A 16,911-nucleotide genomic window follows, 5' to 3' on the forward strand; every position below is an offset into this window, starting at 1 on the left:
ATCATTGTCAATTTACAAATGGCATTATAATTCTCCTTTTTATTCAAAACATATTTTTAATATTAATATCGTATTCCATTCTCTTAGCTGTGAAATTTGCGACTTCTTCACCTAAAAGCTTTTTGATAATATAAAAAGACATATTAATTCCAGACGATATGCCACCAGAAGTAATAATAGGTGTTTCATCAACAAACTTAACATTGCGTTGTACATCAATTGTAGTATATTCTTTTTCTAATCTATCAATATCCATCCAATGTGTTGTAGCTTGTTTTCCATCTAATAGACCTGCTTTAGCTAATAAAAATGCACCAGTGCATACAGAGGCCATTATATCTACATTATTAATATTATCTTTAATCCAATTTATAATCGTTGGATTATGAATTTCAATTTCTTCTGCTCCATATCCACCAGGTATAATTAAAATATCAAATTGTGGAGCGTCATTAAAATCATAATCAGGTTTAATTTTCAAACCATTACGGGCATTTATTAGCTCCTTAGATTGAGCAACTGTATGCACTTTAAATGGTTTCTCATTACATCCAATATATGTAGTAATTGAAAACACTTCAAATGGACCTGCAAAATCCAATACTTCAACTTCATTAAAGAGCAAAATGCCAACTTGTTTTTGTTCTAACACTTTCTTTTCCTCCAAATATTCTAATATTTTTTATTCGTTTTGCTATTTCTTCCATATGACTATCATCAGTGCCACAACAACCACCAAAAATTTTAGGAGTAAAATACTGATCTAACTTCATCATTTCATTAGCAAGATTAACACTATCAGATGACTTTAAATCACTGCAATCATCTAATTCTTCTGGTGATAATGGTGAAGTGTTTGCTTGTATACCACAGAAACGCTCTTTTACCAATTTAGTCTTATTGAATGAAGGAGATAATGCTTTTCCTAACACTGTTGGATGAACACAATTTGCCATATAACCAATTGGTTTTCCCACTGTTTTTTTATCTATATTTGAAATAGCAATGACAGCCTTTGTCGCTTCTGTTGCAAGACCTTTTCTTTGAAAGAGACTTCCAATGCAATATTCAATTTCTGCAAACTGATTATTGTTATCCACTAAAAAATAGTTAACATAATTTTATTCCTCGCTTTTATAAGAGTTTATAATAATTCCTTAAATATACACCATCTATTGTTATAATATATATTCACATAACATACATTTTCACGATATTGTTACCAATTGATTTCCAAACCTACTCCAACTTCTTTTACTGGCAAAACTTTATGAATTTCAGCTCTAACAACAAATGAAGTACAATGGCACGGATATAACTCTTTTATATTATTCCGCTTTAGATAATCTATAGTTTTATATACTTGTTCATTTACTTCAAATAAATGAAATCCTCCTATAATTCCTAATACTCTATTATCATTACAGACTTGCTTTACATATTCCACAATATTGCAAATCCCACTATGAGAACATCCCGCAATAATATAAATACCATTTTCACTTTTATACACGAGTGCTGTATCATCCATTACATAATCATCTACTAACGTTTTACCTTCCACCTGTTTTCCTATAGCTTTCCTATTTTCAAAATCATTAATTTTAGGTATTTCACCCAAGAATATTCGATTTTCACTAACCTTTTTAGGTTCTTTTGATAGAATTAGATTACATTTTTCTTTTAATTCATCTTGTAAAATAGGCGAACAAATTATCAAATAAATAAATCTGAATATCCAACGTCTAATAATAGTCTAACCTCTCCATCTTCAATATAATATGAAACAGCAGGTTCACCACAATAATATTGGTCAATATATGTATTATTATCAACTAAAACTTTTAACTTCATATTCTCGCCTCCCCTTAATTTAATTAATATAAAAATTATATCACTATTTTCATATCACTTATACTAATTGTAAATAAATCTATAATTTTACATTACAGAATTTAATTTTTACTTTCTACTAACTTTCTTTTTTCATAATGCTTTATTAGAATTTTAATAAATCTTGCTGAAAAATACACATAAGAAATAATAAATAAATTCCATTAACCCTTTAATAACCTCAATATTTAAGTTTACTTCTATTATCACTTGTCCCTTCAGACCTATATCCTTAACGATTTTTCTAAAAAATCGTCCTAACTATGTACTCACCAAACAAACATCACTCAAAATCTTCCCGCTCCCCCCGCCTTCCCCAGTCAATTTCCGTCACACTCTTTAGAATTTTTCTCGCAAAAATCATGGTATTAAATATCTCTTTCTTCTCCTTTAATCCTAATTATCTGCATGAAAAAAGAGCCGAGATTTTGCTCTCAGCTCTGGGTTTTTGTTTGAATTTTGGATTGGGTGAAATTCCGACCAGGATGGCGATTTCGTCATGGTTTAGTTGAAATCGCCAGGGTTTAGTGGAAATTAGTTGGGATTGGTTGGGTTATTCAAGCATTTACTATTTCTCCTCCATTAACGTGAATAACCTGACCTGTAATATATGATGCACATTTAGATGCTAAAAATACATATGCTCCTGCACATTCAACAGGCTGACCGGCTCTGCCGAGTGGGGTGTCTGAACCAAATTTAGTAACCTTATTTTCATCAAAGCTTGCAGGAATTAACGGTGTCCAAATAGGACCTGGAGCTACAGCATTTATTCTAATCCCAGTCTTTCCTTTTGCCAAAGCAGTTGATAAAGATCTTGTAAAGGCGACTATAGCACCTTTAGTCATGGAGTAATCTATTAATGTTTCATTTCCTTTATAAGCAGTAACAGAAGCTGTGTTTATTATACATCCCTCAGCTTTTAGATGCTTTAACGCAGCTCTAGTCATATAAAAAGTTCCATATACATTAGTTTTAAAAGTTTTATCAAAATTTTCATTTGTTAATTTCTTTAAATCTGTGCACTCAAACTGAACAGCTGCATTATTAACAAGTATGTCTAATTTTCCATATTCCTTAATTACTTTATCTAAGACACTATCACAAAAATTTGAATCTCCAATATCGCCATTTATTAATGTACATTTTCTCTCTAAGCCATCAATGATTTTTTTAGTATTTTCTGCATCTTTAGTTTCATTATAATAAACAATAACTACATCTGCTCCCTGATATGCATAAGCAATAGCTACGGCTTTACCTATACCGCTATCTCCACCTGTAATTATCGCCACTTTATTTTCTAGTAAATTACCTTTTTTATTATAATTCGGTTCATCAAAAATTGGAGCGGGATTCATTTCGTATTCTATTCCTGGTTGCTCACTTTGTTTTTGTTTTGGAAAGGATGTTGGAAAGTTCATTATGTGTCCTCCTTATATTTTCGTTTTTATATAAGGTAGTTTTTCCTACACAAAAATAATTATTACAATTTCCCACTCTAATTACATCCATATTATAAGCTATTATCTCACTATAAATAAAAGTTACCTATCTTTAACTAAGAAATTTCTCCTAACAATATACAAATCTTCTATTTGATAACAACTCCAAGAAGCCGCGCTAAATCTAAAGCCTGCATAGGTGATACAATGGCTCCTTTTAATTCTGTTCCAGTTAATATTACTTGTGATATATCACTATCGCTAAAATCTATTGTTTTTAAAGGTGTATTAGTAAACTCTGAATTGCTTATGTCGCAGCCTTTAAATCCAACATTTTTTAGATCACATCCTAAAAAAATGCTTCCTTGTATATTGCATTGTTTAAAATTCACATTTTTCATTTTAGAATATCCAAAGTTTAAATATCGCCCTAATGTTTCTTCAAAAAGAACATTTTGAAGATTTCCTTCACTAAAGTTAGTTCCGATAAGTTTACATGCTTTAAATTCTACTCTATGGATGCTTCCTTCAGAAAAATCTAAATTTGATAAATCACAATTTTCAAATACCACATCCAAAAAATCCACATTCTTAAAGCTGCATTCATTAAATGTAACATTTACAAAGTGACATTCTCTAATTTCTATTTTTTCCTCATTTATATAATCTAAATTAATATTTTGAATTAATGTATTTGCTAAATATCTTTCATTTATTAATTCATGATTAATATTATCATTTTGTAATAGCTTTCCTAACTTAGGCCTTAATATCTTACTCAATTCTACCATTTTTTCTTCCTCTTAAATAAAAATAATGTTTTATAAATTATAACTTAAATAATATTATATCAGAAATTTTATTAAATTATAACTGAAATAGCATTAATACAAATATAAATTGACGCTATCTACTCTACACCATTATTATTAAAATTTATAAAACAAAACGGAAGCTCGTATTTTTTTATCTCCTAAAAGCTTTCTGTTTGTAATTTTCCCACATCCATTTTAAGATACTATTTAATTTATCTGCATATCCTTGAAGATACTTATTATAATGTATTCTTACTGTTTCCTCATCTATATATGGTTCTAATGCGTTATATGAATATGATAATTCTATCTTCCCATATTTCATATATTCCTCCGAATTTATTATTAATTTCTATGTCATATTTTCAAATATTTTAGGTACATTCAACATTCCATATCCCCAATATGGATTAGGTATAAGATCCCCGCTTCTTGCAACTCCACCCTTTGCAAGATATGCTTTAAGAGTTTCAGCATACATATACGGATTATTTCCATTGATTATTCCCCACTGAAATAACATAGCGCAGACTCCACTGGCTACAGCAGCTGATACACTTGTACCATTAACAACTGCTGTTTTGTTGCCTGGCGCCACTGTCAATGCATTTACTCCTCCTGCAGCCAAATCTATTTTATCAACATATGATTCTAAAAACGCCATACCGGAATAATCAACAAGATTGTTATTATTTTGATTATATGCTGCTATAGTTACAATACGATCAGAATTAGATGGATTTGTTATTGTTCCAAAAGGATCTGAAAAACTAAATCTCGTATCCCCAACCGTTAACCCTGCTTGAGGAAGCCATGCATTATATCTTCCTGTGGTAATATAATTTGCATATAATCTAAGTCTCCATATTCCTGGCTGCAGATTATAAAACCTAAGACGAATTAACTCATCGCCTGTAGTTTCTTCCGGAAAATAATAATTAACTTTAAGTGATGTCTTTTCAAATATGAATGTATGATTTATTGTAAAGTTTATTATAATTGACATCACCCCCGTGCTTTCTCCTGACGGTGAAACAACTTCTAGAGAAAATGAGTTAGGAACATCTGCCCAAATTTCTAATCCCCATAAGTTTTTTTGTTCCGGTGCAGCTGTAAATTCTATGATACTGGCTTCCTGAAGTTGAACTCCAACTACTTGGGTTGACACGCCAGAAGCATGTCCACCCTTATCCCTCTGATTACCTGTTCCTGAAACTACCGCTACTCCATTACTAGTTGAAATTCTATCTATAAATTGTGCCAGAACTCCTCCACCCTTATGATTACCCAGTGAACTTCCAATTGGTAAATATATAACCATTGGCTTCCTGCTAGTTAATGCATACTCATATAGGTATTCTATTGCTGCAAAAATAACAGTTAAATTATATACTGGAACTGTTGATTCTGAAAATTGTATTTCGTATGAAAAATCTCTCATTAATTTTACCACTACAAAATCGCATTCAAAGGCAACTCCCTTTAAATCAGTTGTTTTTCCTGTAGCTCCAATAATGCCTGCCATATTAGTTCCATGACCAATTCCATCTTGAGTTTCAACTATATCATATGGGGAATTTCCTTCCCTATTTGCTTTTATAGCTTCATTTATTTTATTTTTATTATACACAGTTCCAAATGGCACATTATCAGTATTATTAAAATCAGTTGTAATACTAGTTTGATCCCAAATATTTTCAATTCTCGTCATCCCATTATTGTCCATAAACTCCTCATTTAAGTAGTCTATTCCAGAATCAATAATTCCTACATTAACACCTTTTCCTGTTAAATTTAAGGGTGATCCGATTTGAACAAAACTTGCCTGTGATGCTTCTTGAGGTGAAATTTCCTGTAGCGTAAAGAACTCTGCAGGTACAACATATCTAATAGTTTTAAAATACGTCTCTGGGCTCATATTAATTTCTAAATCTTTTATTACGGATACAATTGCATAACTATCATTGATTATTGACACATAATAATTAGGTCTTGTTGAAATCTCAGCTTCAATATTACCTTGATACTGAACAAGATAATTATCGTAGTTAACATCGTGTAAAATTCTTTCATGCACTAAATTTTTAATCACCTAGCTCACTCCACCTTAAATTTAGGAATTCTTATAAATAACTTCTTAACAAAATATTCTATAGAATTATCATCAATATCTGGATTGATATCTATTCTAAAGCTTCTGCTTATAATATTAAACGTACCTAATAAATCAAAAAATCCATAACCTATTTCTCTATTAGGATATCTATAACTAGGATTGCTTCTATCAGCACCAAGTATAAGATAAGATAAAACTTTTGTAGAAAACATAGTCTTATCATTTCCATTAACAACTCCCCATTGTAAAATGAGTGCACAAGCTCCAGCTATTATTCCTGTAGCTGCTGAACTCCCAGAAACCGTTGTAGTTCCTCCATTAGGTTTTGTTGTTAAAATATTTACCCCTAAGGTTGCTATGTCCGGATTAATATTAACATTTACATTGTATCCTTTTCCAGACGCAGCAACTAAAGCATTATCATTTCCATGATAGGCCACTGTAATTACGCTATCTGCAGTTGCTGGGATTGTCAGTGTGGTAAATGGATCAGACTGAAGAAATCTTGTGTTTTCTGGTAAAGTTTTTTGAGGAGGAAGCCATATATGATATCTTCCATCAGTTATATATTCACCTCTTAATTGAAATGTCCAAATTCCCGCTTTAATATCTTTAAAACTAACAGTAATAACTTCATGCCCTGTAAATTGCTCTGGATTAAAATACCCTACTGTCATCTGAGTCCTGAAGAATACAAAATTAATATTATCTATACCACTTGACTTTGCCTTAATAAAATTTGATGCTTCGCCATTAGGTGAAATCACATTTAAAGATGCTGTATTAGGTTTTAATACTAATATACTCAGAGAAAAAACTTTCATTTCTCTTGGTATTCTAAGCTCCACTGAAGCTATGTTTCCTACTTGCTGAATATTCCCAGATGCGTGTCCATCTGAAGCGCCCTCATTTCCAACACCAGCAACTATGGTTATTCCTATATTGCTAGCCACAGATGCCAGATGCCTTGAAATTAAATTGTTACCATCATGATTCCCGTCTGTAGTTCCAACTCCTAAATATAATACCATTGGTCTGTTGGATGTTAATGCATAATTTTTCAAATACTCCACAGCTGCCAAAACTTCTGATGTATTATAGACAGGGGTATACGGAACACCATTAGCTTTTAATTCATTTACAAAATTAGAAGATTCTAAAAGTTTAACAATTACAAAATCACAACCTGTTGCAATTCCTTGAAGTCCACTATTAAAGCCTTTTGCACCTATTATTCCTGCAATTTGGGTTCCGTGTCCATTATCATCTTTTGAAGGGACGATAGCATAAGGATCTTGTTTATTTCTATAAGCTTTAATTGCATTATTAATTTCTTCATTAGAAAACGTCCTGCCAACATATACAGATTTATCAGTTGTATCCTGAATTGATTGATCCCATATGCTTACTATTCTCGACGTATCATCTTCCCTAATAAATTCTTCATTTAAGTAATCTATTCCTGTATCAACCATACCTATAAGTACGCCTCTACCATCTAAATTTAAATAAGGATTGATTTTAATAGCATTTATATTATCTACACTGGATGGAGAAATGTCTTGAAGTACAAACCTACGTCTAAAGTCAATATACATAATTGCTGGTACATCTTTTTTCAATCTATCTATATTCTCAGGAGATGTCGATACAATTCCAATAGTATTGGTTATTATATCTCCGCAAGCATATGATACCTTATCTATCTCTTCTTTAAAATTCCCTCTATATTCAACTAAATAATTAGGCGAATCTGTGTAATATAAATTACAATTTTTTGAATAAGGCACATTTAGCTCCTCCATAGTTCTCATATATAATATAATATTTATATATAATGTAGATTATTCATAAAGATGCACTTATAAAAAGCATATCAACCTAGCAGCATAATGCTGTTAAATTGATATGCTTTCTTATTATTCGTGTGCTAAACTTTTATAAATTTCTAATCTTTCTTTTGCTTCTCCCTCAGCTTTATCAAATAATTTTTCTGCTTCTTCTGGAAATGCTTTAGCAAGGGAGGCATATCTTACTTCTCCCATCAAGAAGTCTTTAAAATCCCCCTTTGGATCTTTAGAATCTAATATAAATGGATTACCTGAATCTTTTAATAAAGGATTATATCTATACAAATGCCAATATCCACATTCCACTGCTTTTTTCTCCTCAGCTTGAGAATTAGACATTCCTACCTTTATACCATGACTTATACATGTTGAATAAGCAATTATAAGTGATGGACCATCATAAGCTTCAGCTTCTGTTAAAGCTTTAATAGTTTGATTCTTGTCTGCTCCCATAGATATTTGGGCAACATATACGTATCCATAAGTCATTGCCATTCGCCCTAAATCCTTTTTCTTTGTTCTCTTGCCTGATGCAGCAAATTTAGCAATAGCAGCTGTAGGTGTTGATTTTGAAGATTGGCCTCCTGTATTTGAATAAATTTCTGTATCAAATACTAGCACATTAACATTCTCATTACTTGCAAGAACGTGATCAAGACCGCCATATCCAATATCATAAGCCCAGCCATCACCGCCAAATATCCATTGAGATCTCTTAATAAAATACTCTTTATCCTTTAAAATTTCTTTAGCAGCTTCACCATTTTCATTTTCAAGCACCTCGATTAACCTTTTTGCTCTATCTCTTGTTCCATCTCCAACATCTTTATTATCAAGCCACTCTTTAAGTACACCTTTAACCTTCTCTGACATGTCGCCTTCAAGCGCATGTTTAACATTATTTGCTATTCTTTCTCTTATAGTTTTAACACCTAAATACATTCCATAACCAAACTCTGCGTTATCTTCAAATAATGAGTTAGCCCATGCAGGACCGTGACCTTCTTGATTGATTGTGTATGCTATTGCCGGTGCGCCTGCTGCCCAAATAGAAGAGCAGCCTGTTGCGTTTGCTATCATCATTCTGTCTCCAAACAATTGAGTTACAAGCCTTGCATATGGAGTTTCTCCGCATCCTGCACAAGCTCCATTATATTCAAGTAATGGTCTTTCAAATTGACTTCCTTTAAGAGTATACTTATTTAATGGATTTTTAGTATGTACTTCTTCAACCAAGTAATTCCAAACTTCAATTTGCTCATGTTGACTATCCTGAGATTTCATAACCAATGCTTTATCTGGTGCTGGACAAACTTGCGCACAATTACCGCATCCAGTACAATCAAGTGGTGTCACTCCAATTACAAAATATGAATTGCCTTCACCTTTAATTCCTTTTGCGTCTAATATTTTAAGACTTTCAGGTGCCTTATTTTTCTCTTCTTCATTTAATAAAAATGATCTTATTGTAGCATGAGGACATACAAAGGAGCATTGAGTACATTGTATACAATTTTCTGGTATCCATTCTGGAACATTTACGGCTATGCCTCTTTTTTCATAGGCCGTTGTTCCATGCATAAATGTACCATCATGCATTCCAGCTCTTATAAAGGTTGAAACTGGCATTGAATCTCCTTCTAGTCTATTCATTGGCCTTGTAATTTCTTTAATAAACTCTGGGAAATCTTCATCATGCTCAAGTTTTTCATCAGGAATAGTTCCCCAGTCAAAAGGAACTTTTATTTTAATAATACCCTTTATTCCTTCATCTATAGCTGCATGGTTCATGTTAACGATCTTTTCACCTTTTTTACCATATGAAGTGACAACAGCTTCTTTTAAATATTTAACAGCATCCTCTACAGGTATTATATTGGCTATTTTAAAGAAAGCAGCCTGCATTATCATGTTTATCCTTCCACCAAGTCCAACATCTTGCGCAATTTTAACAGCGTTTATTGTATAAAAATCTATGTTATTTTCACATATATATCTTTTTAACACTGCGGGTAATTTTTCATCTAATTCATCTGGTGTCCATATTGTATTTAATATAAACTTTCCATTCTTCTTTAAACCTCTAATTACATGGTACTTATATACATAGGACTGATTATGGCATGCAATAAAATCAGGTCTATCAATTAAATAACGGGATTTAATTGGCTTATCACCAAACCTCAAATGCGAAACTGTTATTCCTCCAGATTTTCTTGAATCATAATCAAAATACCCCTGAGCATACATATCTGTATGATCTCCAATAATTTTTATTGCACTCTTATTTGCTCCAACGGTACCATCTGAACCTAATCCCCAGAACTTGCAGGAGGTAATTCCATCTGGAGTAGCATCTATATCTTCAAGTGGTCTAAGAGAAGTATTTGTCACATCATCAATTATTCCTATTGTAAAATTATTCTTAGGCTCATCTAATATTAAATTATCAAAGACTGCGGCTATATGAGCCGGAGTTGGATCTTTTGATCCAAGACCAAATCTTCCGCCTACTATAATTGGAGCATTTTCCTTTCCAAAGAAACTTCTTACCACATCTAAATATAAGGGCTCTCCAATTGAGCCTGGTTCCTTTGTTCTATCTAAAACTGCAATTTTTCTTACTGTTTTAGGAATAGCTTTTAAAAGTCTCTCCATAGAAAATGGTCTATAAAGTCTAACCTTTACCAAACCTACTTTTTGCTTGTTAGAGTTTAAAAAATCAACAGTTTCTTCTACAACATCATTTACAGACCCCATTGATATTATAATTCTATCAGCATCCGGGTCACCATAATAATCAAAGCAGTGATAAGTTCTGCCTGTTAATTTAGTTATTTGATTCATATAATGTTCAACAACTTCCGGAATATCATCATAATATTGATTAACAGCTTCCCTTGTCTGGAAATAAATATCTGGATTTTGAGCCGTTCCTCTTGTAACCGGATGATCAGGGTTTAAAGCTCTCTTTCTAAATTCATCAACAGCCTTATAATCTACTAGCTTAGCAAGTTCATCATATTCTATAACCTCTATTTTTTGTATTTCATGTGAAGTTCTAAAGCCATCAAAAAAATTCATAAACGGCATTCTTGCTTTTAAAGATGTTAAATATGAAACTCCGCTTAAATCCATTACTTCCTGAACAGAACCTTCTGAAAGCATTGCAAAACCTGTTTGCCTTGCAGCCATAACATCCTGATGATCTCCAAATATGCTTAAAGATGATGTAGCAATTGCTCTTGCTGCCACATTTATTACACATGGAAGTAATTCTCCAGCTATTTTATACATATTAGGAATCATAAGCAGTAATCCTTGTGATGATGTATATGTAGTTGTTATTGCTCCTGCTTGAAGTGATCCATGCAGCGCACCTGCAGCACCTGCTTCTGACTGCATTTCAATAACCTTCACTGGCTCTCCAAAAATATTTTTTTTACCTTGTGCTGCCCATTCATCTGCATGTTCTGACATTGGTGATGATGGCGTTATTGGAAAAATCACCGCTGCTTCTGCAAAAGCATAAGATATATATGCCGCAGCTGTATTACCATCCATAGTCTTCATTTTTCTCATCGCATTTACCTCGTTTTCATATTATATATTTTATAATTATTCTTGATTTGTTTATTATTTGCTAAGTAAATCTGAGTTATTCATGTATAAAACAAAACATGATAATAACTTCTCTTAGAAAAGCCTCAAGAGAATATTTTTAAAAATAAAAAAAAGAAGATACTATATTATTTTCATAAAAACTAAAATAATATAGTATCTTCTTTTCGTTTATAATAACATAAATTTAAATTACTCTTTAATGCTTATTATTAATATTATTTTTCTAAAGCTTCTTTTAAGGTATGCCATGCTAAAACTGCACATTTAACCCTTGCAGGCATATTTGATATATTCTTAAAAGCCATTGCATCTTCTAAAGCATATAATTCTTCATCATCTTTAATTTCTCTTTTAATCATACCAATAAAGGTTTCAGTAAGTTCTAAAGCTTCTTTTATACTTTTACCTTTTATTAAATCTATCATTATTGAAGTTGAGGCCTGAGATATTGCACATCCCTGTCCTGTAAAAGCTAAATCTTCAATTATATCGTCATTTAATTTTAACTCTAAGGTTATTTCATCTCCACAGCTTGGATTATGACCCTTTTCTTTAATATCTGGATTTTCTAAATTTCTCTTATTGTGTTTAGATGTGCTGTGTTCCATAATTAATTCTGTATATATTGAATCTAAATCCATACTAATTACCTCCATTTTAAAAACATTTCATATGTCTTCTTAGTTGCTTCAATTAATCTATCTACATCTTCTTTAGTATTATAAAAGTAAAAACTTGCTCTGCAGGTTGCATTAATTCCCATATATCTCATCAAAGGCTGAGCACAATGATTTCCTGATCTTATAGCAACTCCAAAGGTATCAAAAACTGAAGCAACATCATGAGGATGAACACCTTCTATTTCAAATGAAATTAGTCCGCCCATATGATCTATATTCTTTGGTCCATATATTTTTACGTAAGATAATTTTGATAATTCCCCGATAGCATATATTAAAAGTTCTTTTTCTATTTCATGAATTTTATTCATGCCTATTTTTTCTAAGTAATCAATAGCTGCTCCAAGACCTACAGCTCCTTCTACATTTTGAGTTCCTCCTTCAAATTTCGAAGGTAATTCTGCAAAAGTAGCACTTTGTTCATAAACATATTCAATCATATCTCCACCTACTATATAAGGAGGCATATTTTCTAATAATTCTTTTTTACCATATACTACACCTATTCCCATTGGAGATAAAAGTTTATGCCCAGAAAATACTAAAAAGTCCGCATCTAATTCTCTTACACTAACTTTCATATGCGGCACACTTTGAGAGCCATCAACTATTACTTTAGCACCTTTAGAATGAGCATAATCTATGATTTTCTTAACATCGTTTATTGTACCAAGAGCGTTAGAAACATGAGTTATGCTGACTAATTTAGTCTTTTCTGTTATTTTATTTTTTATTTCTTCTTCTGGAATTTCTCCGTCTTCATTTATATACATATATTTTAATTCGGCTTTTTTTGCTTTTGCTACTATCTGCCATGGAATAAGGTTTGAATGATGTTCTAAAATTGAAATTACAATTTCATCACCTTCATTAACATTTTCCATACCATAAGATGCAGCAAGAAGATTAAAACCTTCTGTTGCGTTTTTGGTAAATACAATTTCTTTTGAAAATTCAGCATCTATAAAGTTTCTAACCTTTTCTCTCGCATCATCATAAGCCTTAGTTGCATCTATGCTAAGCTTATAGGCACCTCTGTGAGGATTAGCGTTATTTGTTCTGTAATAATTTTCAATAGCTTTTAAGACTTGCACTGGCTTTTGAGTTGTCGCTCCGCTATCTAAATAAACTAATCTTTTTCCATCTTCACCTGCTTTCAAAACAGGAAAATCATCTAAAAAATTCACATTATTCATTTTTCAATCTCCTGTCTACTGTATCTAAAATTTCTTCTATAATATTACTATCACCAATCTCATCTATAATTGGGTTAAAGGCAGCTCTAACAATCACAATCTTTGCTTCATCATAACTTAATCCCCTAGACATCAAGTAAAATAATTTATTCTCATCTATTTTTCCTGATGATGCTGAATGTTCTCCTGAAACATCATCTTCTTCACATAATAATATCGGCATCGCTTTAGCTCTGGCATCTTTAGAAAGCAGCATGCAATATTCATCTTCAGCCCCAACACTCTTTGCTGCACCTTGTTTAAAGTCTATTGTACCTTTAAAAGCTTTCTTAGCTTCACCTTGAAGTGCACCTTTAACATCTATATTTGATTTACTACCTATTCCTCTATGAGTAATAACATAATTGATATCTATGATTTTATTTCCATTACCTAGATATATAGCTTTTATATTAGAAGAGGATTTTTCTCCCAATAAATCACCATGATAATTATAAATGCTATATTCTCCACCAAGATCTACAGATATAAAATTAACTGTGCCGTCCTCTTTACCTTCTGAAGCATTTGAATCAATGTGAACTATATTATCATTTAATAAGTTAATCTTAGTTAACTTTACTTGACTATTTTTCTTTGAATATATTGTACATATACCGTTATGATATCCTTTGGAAGCATCTAGTGATTTGTATTTTATAACAATTGATGCCTTTGAATTTTCTTCTCCTACAACAATTAAATTATCAATTAATGTTGCGTTAGCTTTATCAAAATTAAATTCTATAATTATTGGCTCACTAACATTTGCATTCTTTTCTATAGTTATTAAATATCCAGCATTGAATTCTTCTTTGGCTTGTTTTATTAATTCTTCATTAGCGCCATATATAAACTCTTTATATAAAGGAAGTATCTTGTTATTCTCTAATTTTTGAATACATACTCCATCATTTGAACTTGTTATTTTTACATTATCAAATTTTTTAATTTCATTAATATTTAATTTCCCAAGGCTTATATCATTAATGTTAAGCCACTTTTTTGTCCTTACTGGAGTCTTATTTAAATTATCTAATTGTATAGCCTTCATTAATCTCACCTACCCTATGTTTCCTTCTAATTCTATATTGATCAAATTATTCATCTCTACTGCATATTCTAATGGCAATTCCTTAGATATCGGTTCTACAAAACCTCTAACTATCATTGATTTAGCTTCATTTTCACTTATTCCTCTAGTCATCAAATAAAAAATAGCCTCATCACTTATCTTACCAATCTTAGCTTCATGTCCTATCTCAACTTCGTCATTTAATAAATCTATAACTGGAATAGTATCAGATTTTGATTTATTATCCAGCATTAAAGATTCGCAGGAAACCATAGACTTTGAATTGTAGGCATTGTCATTTACCTTCAATACTCCTCTATAAGTAGCCTTTCCACCATTTCTAGAAATTGACTTTGAGTTTATTGTAGAGAAAGTGTTTGGTGCTGCATGTATTACCTTAGCTCCTGTATCTAAATTTTGCCCTTTTCCTGCAAAGGACACTCCAGTAAATTCTGCTCTAGCACCTTCACCTTTTAAAATGCTCATTGGATATAACATGGATATTTGTGATCCAAAGGAACCTGATACCCATTCTATAGTTCCATTTTTTTCAACAATTGCTCTTTTAGTATTTAAATTAAGCATATTCTTTGACCAGTTCTCTATAGTACTGTATCTAAGAGTTGCTCCTTCTTTAACATAAAGTTCAACGCAGCCTGCATGTAAATTGGTCACGCTGTATTTTGGAGCTGAACATCCTTCAATAAAATGAAGCTTTGCTCCTTCGTCAACTATTATCAAAGTATGTTCAAATTGCCCAGCACCAGGTGAATTTAACCTGAAATATGATTGAAGTGGTATATCTACATTAACACCTTTAGGAACATATACAAAGGAACCACCAGACCAGACAGCTCCATGAAGAGCAACAAATTTATGATCATTTGGTGTAACACATTTCATAAAATACTCTTTAACTATATCTTCATGTTCCCTTAGAGCAGTTTCCATATCAGTATAAATAACGCCTTGTTTAACTAATTCCTCTTTTATACTGTGATAAACTACTTCTGAGTCATATTGAGCACCAACTCCTGCAAGAGACTTTTTTTCTGCTTCTGGAATCCCTAAGAGATCAAAGGTCTTTTTTATGTCTTCAGGCACTTCATTCCAAGAACCAACTAAGTTACTTTTAGGACGAACATATGTTACAATATTGTCCATGTCTAAAACATCTAATTCTGGTCCCCAGGTTGGCATTTCCGATTTATTATATACTTCTAAAGATTTTAATCTAAAATCCTTCATCCATTGTGCTTCTTTTTTTTCTTCTGAAATAGTTTCTATTATTTCCTTGGTTAAACCTTTTTTTGATTTAAAACTGAAACTATCTTCGTTTTTAATATCATATATTCCTCTGTCCATTTCATCTATAAAATTTTTTTTCTTATTCTCCATGCAACTTCACCACCTTATATTGCTAGACTTTCTTTAAAAGATTCATATCCTTTTTCTTCAATTTCCTTAGCTAAACTGCCATCTCCAGTTTTAACTATTCTTCCATCAACTAACACGTGAACAAAATTTGGTTCTAAATTTTCTAAAATTTTTGTGTTGTGAGTTATGATTAAGACTCCATTATTCTCACTAGAGAACATCTTTATTCCCTTTGAAACAATCCTTATTGCATCAACATCTAATCCTGAGTCAGATTCATCTAATATGGCTAATTTAGGATTCAAAGTAAGCATTTGTAGTATTTCATTTTTCTTCTTCTCACCACCAGAAAAACCTACATTTAAATATCTACCTGCGTAGCTTTCATCCATCTTTAACTCTTTCATATTCTTCTTTAGATCTAAATCAAATTTAAAATGTTTTAATACATTTCCATCAGATGCTCTTTTTGCATACTTCAAAAAATTTTCTACGGTTATTCCTGGAATCTCTTCAGGATATTGAAAAGATAAAAATAATCCCTTTTTAGCTCTTTCATCTGTCTTTAAATCATTAATATTTTCACCTTCAAATTCTATGTCTCCACTTAGCCTCTTGTACCTTGGATTATTCATTAAACCATTTGCGAGAGTTGATTTCCCAGCTCCATTAGGTCCCATTATCACATGAATTTCACCTTTATTAATTTCAAGATTTAGTCCTTTTAATATTTCTTTGTCATCTGCTTCTATTCTTAAATCACACACTTTTAATAGATTTTCTTTCATGACTGTTCCCCTT

Annotated in this window: 11 protein-coding genes and 3 pseudogenes; all 14 read right to left on the reverse strand. The window is 31.6% G+C overall.

What is annotated here, in order from left to right; genetic code table 11:
- Positions 1-43: 43 nt before the first annotated feature.
- Positions 44-652, reverse strand: a complete 609-nt coding sequence (locus CDLVIII_RS17395; protein WP_009170771.1) for a DJ-1/PfpI family protein — start codon at positions 650-652, stop codon at positions 44-46.
- Positions 615-1,004: pseudogene (locus CDLVIII_RS17400) on the reverse strand (homocysteine S-methyltransferase family protein); the annotation flags it as partial. The gene CDLVIII_RS17395 and the pseudogene CDLVIII_RS17400, both read right to left, overlap by 38 nt.
- A 215-nt stretch (positions 1,005-1,219) precedes the next feature.
- Positions 1,220-1,854: pseudogene (locus tag CDLVIII_RS17405) on the reverse strand (MBL fold metallo-hydrolase).
- Between the two features lie 596 nt (positions 1,855-2,450).
- Complete coding sequence (locus tag CDLVIII_RS17410; RefSeq protein ID WP_009170772.1) at positions 2,451-3,317, reverse strand: SDR family oxidoreductase; 867 nt, start codon at positions 3,315-3,317, stop codon at positions 2,451-2,453.
- Positions 3,318-3,487: 170 nt separating this feature from the next.
- Entirely contained in the window at positions 3,488-4,129 is a 642-nt protein-coding gene (locus CDLVIII_RS17415) for a pentapeptide repeat-containing protein (RefSeq protein WP_009170773.1), read from the reverse strand.
- Between the two features lie 217 nt (positions 4,130-4,346).
- A pseudogene (locus CDLVIII_RS30050) lies at positions 4,347-4,478 on the reverse strand (superoxide dismutase); the annotation flags it as partial.
- Positions 4,479-4,505: 27 nt separating this feature from the next.
- Positions 4,506-6,245 (reverse strand): S8 family peptidase, encoded by a 1,740-nt coding sequence (locus CDLVIII_RS17420; protein WP_009170775.1) that lies wholly within the window; start codon positions 6,243-6,245, stop codon positions 4,506-4,508.
- A 5-nt stretch (positions 6,246-6,250) separates the two neighbouring features.
- Positions 6,251-8,059: a S8 family peptidase gene (locus CDLVIII_RS17425; protein WP_009170776.1), complete on the reverse strand. Its 1,809-nt coding sequence runs from the start codon at positions 8,057-8,059 to the stop codon at positions 6,251-6,253.
- A gap of 129 nt (positions 8,060-8,188) precedes the next feature.
- Complete coding sequence (nifJ, locus tag CDLVIII_RS17430; protein WP_009170777.1) at positions 8,189-11,701, reverse strand: pyruvate:ferredoxin (flavodoxin) oxidoreductase; 3,513 nt, start codon at positions 11,699-11,701, stop codon at positions 8,189-8,191.
- Positions 11,702-11,958: 257 nt separating this feature from the next.
- Positions 11,959-12,384 carry a Fe-S cluster assembly sulfur transfer protein SufU gene (gene sufU, locus CDLVIII_RS17435; protein ID WP_009170778.1) on the reverse strand — a complete coding sequence of 142 codons (426 nt, stop codon included), beginning with the start codon at positions 12,382-12,384 and terminating at the stop codon, positions 11,959-11,961.
- A gap of 5 nt (positions 12,385-12,389) precedes the next feature.
- On the reverse strand, positions 12,390-13,619 hold the full coding sequence (locus CDLVIII_RS17440; protein WP_009170779.1) for a cysteine desulfurase: 1,230 nt from the start codon (positions 13,617-13,619) through the stop codon (positions 12,390-12,392).
- Positions 13,612-14,712, reverse strand: coding sequence for a Fe-S cluster assembly protein SufD (gene sufD, locus CDLVIII_RS17445; protein ID WP_009170780.1), 1,101 nt, complete (start codon positions 14,710-14,712; stop codon positions 13,612-13,614). Before sufD ends, CDLVIII_RS17440 begins: the two co-directional genes overlap by 8 nt.
- A 9-nt stretch (positions 14,713-14,721) precedes the next feature.
- Positions 14,722-16,131: a Fe-S cluster assembly protein SufB gene (gene sufB / locus CDLVIII_RS17450; RefSeq protein WP_009170781.1), complete on the reverse strand. Its 1,410-nt coding sequence runs from the start codon at positions 16,129-16,131 to the stop codon at positions 14,722-14,724.
- A gap of 14 nt (positions 16,132-16,145) precedes the next feature.
- Positions 16,146-16,898, reverse strand: coding sequence for a Fe-S cluster assembly ATPase SufC (sufC, locus tag CDLVIII_RS17455; RefSeq protein ID WP_009170782.1), 753 nt, complete (start codon positions 16,896-16,898; stop codon positions 16,146-16,148).
- Positions 16,899-16,911 lie beyond the last annotated feature (13 nt).

The organism is Clostridium sp. DL-VIII, from assembly GCF_000230835.1.
Lineage (GTDB): Bacteria > Bacillota > Clostridia > Clostridiales > Clostridiaceae > Clostridium.